This is a genomic window from Rufibacter ruber, from assembly GCF_001647275.1.
Taxonomy (GTDB): Bacteria; Bacteroidota; Bacteroidia; order Cytophagales; family Hymenobacteraceae; genus Nibribacter; species Nibribacter ruber_C.
Genome location: NZ_LRMM01000141.1, coordinates 1 through 3307 on the forward strand (window position 1 = coordinate 1; position 3307 = coordinate 3307).

The following is a 3307-nucleotide window of genomic DNA, read 5'->3' on the forward strand; positions in this document are numbered from 1 at the left end:
TACTTCCTGTTCTGTCTGTTTTCTGAAACAGCCCAGAAACAGGAAGTACAAATGGGGCATAAAAAAAGCCTCTCCGGTGGGGAGAGGCTTTTGCTTTTTATGGGGAGTGGGGTTACGCCAGTTGCACGTTTACGGCGTTCAACCCTCTTTTACCTTCTTTGATCTCAAAAGTAACTTCGTCGTTGTCTCTGATCTCATCAATCAGGGCTGAAATGTGCACGAAATACTCTTGGTTTGATTGGCTGTCTTTAATAAAGCCGAAGCCTTTTTCATCATTAAAGAACTTTACTTTTCCTTGGTTCATATTATTGTTCATTGTGTTCTTATGACACGGGCCAACCCGTTTTCGTTCCTTTAAATTTAAACAAGCTCTTATATGGTAGAGGTTTTCTTCTCAGGGGAGGGGCAGGCCCGCTTTAGGTTTTGCGGCGGGCGCAAGAAAAAAGCCCCTCCTGAGGGAGAGGCTTTTTGGCAATGTGTCTTTATAGCGAAAGACTAAGCACGCTTAACGTTGATGGCGTTTAGTCCTTTTCTTCCTTCTTGAAGATCATAGACTACTTCGTCGTTTTCTCTGATTTCATCTACTAATCCAGATACGTGTACAAAGTACTCCTGATTTGAATTGTTGTCTTTGATAAAACCGAACCCTTTAGAGTCGTTGAAAAATTTTACTGTTCCTTGATTCATAACACTTGTTAAATATAAAGCTACTACGCTCAAAGGTAGTCATTAGTTCAAGAACTGCTAGAAAAAGTGAAATTTTATTTTGATTAAAGAAAAACGGCCGCCGCGCAAGGAGCTAGGAAATGGTGCGTAAATCTTGTACCTTTGTGGTAGAAAGACAAAAGTATAACCTCTTATTGTCTTTAGAATTCCGCCAGCGGCGGGTTATTTCTAGAGATCCATAAAAAGGCCTACCTGTTAGGCTTTCTGCCAAAGCCCCACATCTGTTCAAATTTCTACACCTGAAAGGCTTTTGAATTTTTTTAGGAAGGTGTTGTTCCTGTAGTTGTATTTGGCTAAGCAGCGCAACACTTTCAAGACAGACAGGGCCGTACCCGCTGGGGCGGGCTCTGTAACGTTTCACACCGCCTTTGGGTACACGTAGTAAGCCACTCACAGGCATTTGTTCCATTTAAACCTTATCTATGGCAAGATCCCAAAACAGTTTCATGAAGAAACAACTTGAACAAAAAAGACTGAAGAAGAAAAAAGACAAAGAAGAGCGCAAGCAGGAGCGGAAGGAGAATTCTTCTGGCGGCAGCCTGGAAGACATGATCATGTACGTTGACGAAAACGGCAACTTCTCCTCTACCCCTCCTGAGAAAGAGAAGAAGAAGGAATCTTAGTGGTCTGGCGCAGCGGGCACCTGGAACTCTGTCTAACGTGCCCCATGCCCGCCACGCCCCCTGTTCCTGAATTTTCTCACCTCATTTCAAATCTCAGGAATTAATACATACGTAGTAAGCGTTACTTAGTAGAACGTTATAGATGTAATTGACGATGACCGTTGAGATAGCTCTGTAGCCTTTTATCAACCTAATCGTCCTTTATGGCCACACCAAAATTCATAGCGCCTTCCAACTCTTTTTATGCCGAGTTGAAAAGCCGCACCAATGCCTACTTTGCAGAAGCTGGGGCACACCCCACGGGCAACTACAAATTGTATATCAAAGCGGCTGTGCTGATGGCCAGCATGGTTTTTCTGTACACCCACCTGGTGTTTTTTACCCCGCCCATCTGGCTGGCCCTCATTGAGTGTATCCTGATTGGCGGCGTGACGGCGGCTATTGGCTTCAACGTGATGCATGACGGCGGCCACGGCAGCTTCAGCAAGAAGAAATGGGTCAATGAGCTGGCCGGGTTGTCTCTGAACATGCTGGGCGCCAACATTCACATGTGGACCACCAAGCACAACATCATTCACCACACCTATACCAACATTGACGGGGTAGATGATGACCTGGACGCCCGTCCGTTTCTGCGGCTGTGTGAGAACCAGCAGTATTTAAAGATTCACCGGTACCAGCATTTCTATTTCTGGGGGGCTTATTCCATGCTCTACCTTTACTGGATCTTCTTCACAGATTATGTGAAATATTTCACCCAGAAGGTAGGCGATATTCCTATCAAGAAGATGACCCGCAAAGACCACCTCTCTTTCTGGGGTTTCAAGGTGGTGCACTTCATCCTTTTTGTGATCGTGCCCATTTATACGGTAGGCTTTCTGCCGTGGCTGCTGGGGTTCCTGCTCTATGGCATGTTCACAGGCCTGGTGCTGAGCATAGTATTCCAGCTGGCCCACACGGTTGAGCACGCGCATTTCCCAATACCCACGGTAGAGACAAACCGGATTGAAGATGAATGGGCTTTGCACCAGCTGAAAACCACTGCCAACTTCGCCACTAAGAACAAGCTGGTGTCTTGGTTAACGGGAGGTCTGAATTTCCAGATTGAACACCACCTGTTCCCTAAGATTTCGCACGTGCATTACCCGGCCATCAGCAAGATCATCAAAGAAGCCTGCGCCGAGTTTGGGGTGGCCTACCATGAGTACCCTAAAACCAGAACGGCTATTCTTTCCCATATTGCGCATCTAAGACAACTGGCCTTGCAGCCGGTTCTGGTGCAGCGGTAGACAATCCCTAACCTACAGTAAAAAGCTGTTTTGGGGCTGGTTTTCAAAAACCAGCCCCAAAACAGCTTTTTACTTTTTAGGCAAGGCAACCGGAATGACTATCTAGTGTAAGCCTTTAGGCAACAAATACACTAAATACATTAAGGATTACCTTTCAAGCGGGGTGTGGCCACTGTAAGTAACTATATGCTGGTCAATGGCTCTTTTCGCATTCAATTCCCTTCGCCGGGAAAGTACTCCCGTGCGGGGGGAAAGGGCAATCTGGCAGTTCTAGTAGCGCTGCAGTCGCCGCAAGCTGGCTGCAAGGCTATTGAGCCTGCTCAATCTGCTGCACCATTTCTTCATCTGATAGAGACTCAATCCAATCCTTGGGCAGTGCCAGCCGTACGGTTTGCGCCTGACCGCTGGGGGTGCAGACTACGGTGACAGTGCCTGCTTCTGATTCTGAGAGTTCGGTGGCTTTTTCTGCGGCTTTGCCTCCCAGGCCGGCATAGGCTTGCACACAGGTCCAGGTGAGGTTGTTTTGGTTAGTAACTTCGCGTTGGGTCATTGCGGTAAGATGTAAGTTAAAACTGGTGTAACGGATACCGCCGCAAAAGGGTGGAGCCATTAAGAAATAGCGTCTGTTTTTTGTGTCATTGTCAAAACAAGCAAAACGCGAAACGACAC

5 protein-coding genes are annotated in these 3307 nt (G+C 46.8%); 2 read left to right on the plus strand and 3 right to left on the minus strand.

Annotation, left to right across the window (positions count from 1 at the left end; genetic code table 11):
- Positions 1–112: 112 nt before the first annotated feature.
- Positions 113–304, minus strand: coding sequence for a cold-shock protein (locus A8O25_RS22155; RefSeq protein WP_066839831.1), 192 nt, complete (start codon positions 302–304; stop codon positions 113–115).
- Positions 305–495: 191 nt separating this feature from the next.
- A complete protein-coding gene (locus A8O25_RS22160; protein ID WP_062542011.1) occupies positions 496–687 on the minus strand; it encodes a cold-shock protein in 192 nt (63 codons plus the stop codon).
- Positions 688–1172: 485 nt separating this feature from the next.
- Between A8O25_RS22160 and A8O25_RS22165 the strand changes: the two genes are divergently transcribed.
- Both A8O25_RS22165 and A8O25_RS22170 read left to right on the plus strand, forming a co-directional pair.
- On the plus strand, positions 1173–1349 hold the full coding sequence (locus A8O25_RS22165) for a cold-shock protein (protein ID WP_241499128.1): 177 nt from the start codon (positions 1173–1175) through the stop codon (positions 1347–1349).
- Positions 1350–1552: 203 nt separating this feature from the next.
- Positions 1553–2638, plus strand: coding sequence for a fatty acid desaturase family protein (locus A8O25_RS22170; RefSeq protein WP_066839827.1), 1086 nt, complete (start codon positions 1553–1555; stop codon positions 2636–2638).
- A 307-nt stretch (positions 2639–2945) separates the two neighbouring features.
- Here the strand turns inward: A8O25_RS22170 and A8O25_RS22175 are convergent, their stop codons facing one another.
- Complete coding sequence (locus tag A8O25_RS22175) at positions 2946–3248, minus strand: hypothetical protein (RefSeq protein WP_241499129.1); 303 nt, start codon at positions 3246–3248, stop codon at positions 2946–2948.
- Between the last annotated feature and the right edge of the window lie 59 nt (positions 3249–3307).

What these genes read in the sequence shown, in the direction of transcription:
- A8O25_RS22155 (WP_066839831.1), bottom strand. Translation starts at nt 304, where the DNA reads ATGAACCAAGGAAAAGTAAAGTTCTTTAATGATGAAAAAGGCTTCGGC.
- A8O25_RS22160 (WP_062542011.1), bottom strand. Translation starts at nt 687, where the DNA reads ATGAATCAAGGAACAGTAAAATTTTTCAACGACTCTAAAGGGTTCGGT.
- A8O25_RS22165 (WP_241499128.1), top strand. Translation starts at nt 1,173, where the DNA reads ATGAAGAAACAACTTGAACAAAAAAGACTGAAGAAGAAAAAAGACAAA.
- A8O25_RS22170 (WP_066839827.1), top strand. Translation starts at nt 1,553, where the DNA reads ATGGCCACACCAAAATTCATAGCGCCTTCCAACTCTTTTTATGCCGAG.
- A8O25_RS22175 (WP_241499129.1), bottom strand. Translation starts at nt 3,248, where the DNA reads ATGGCTCCACCCTTTTGCGGCGGTATCCGTTACACCAGTTTTAACTTA.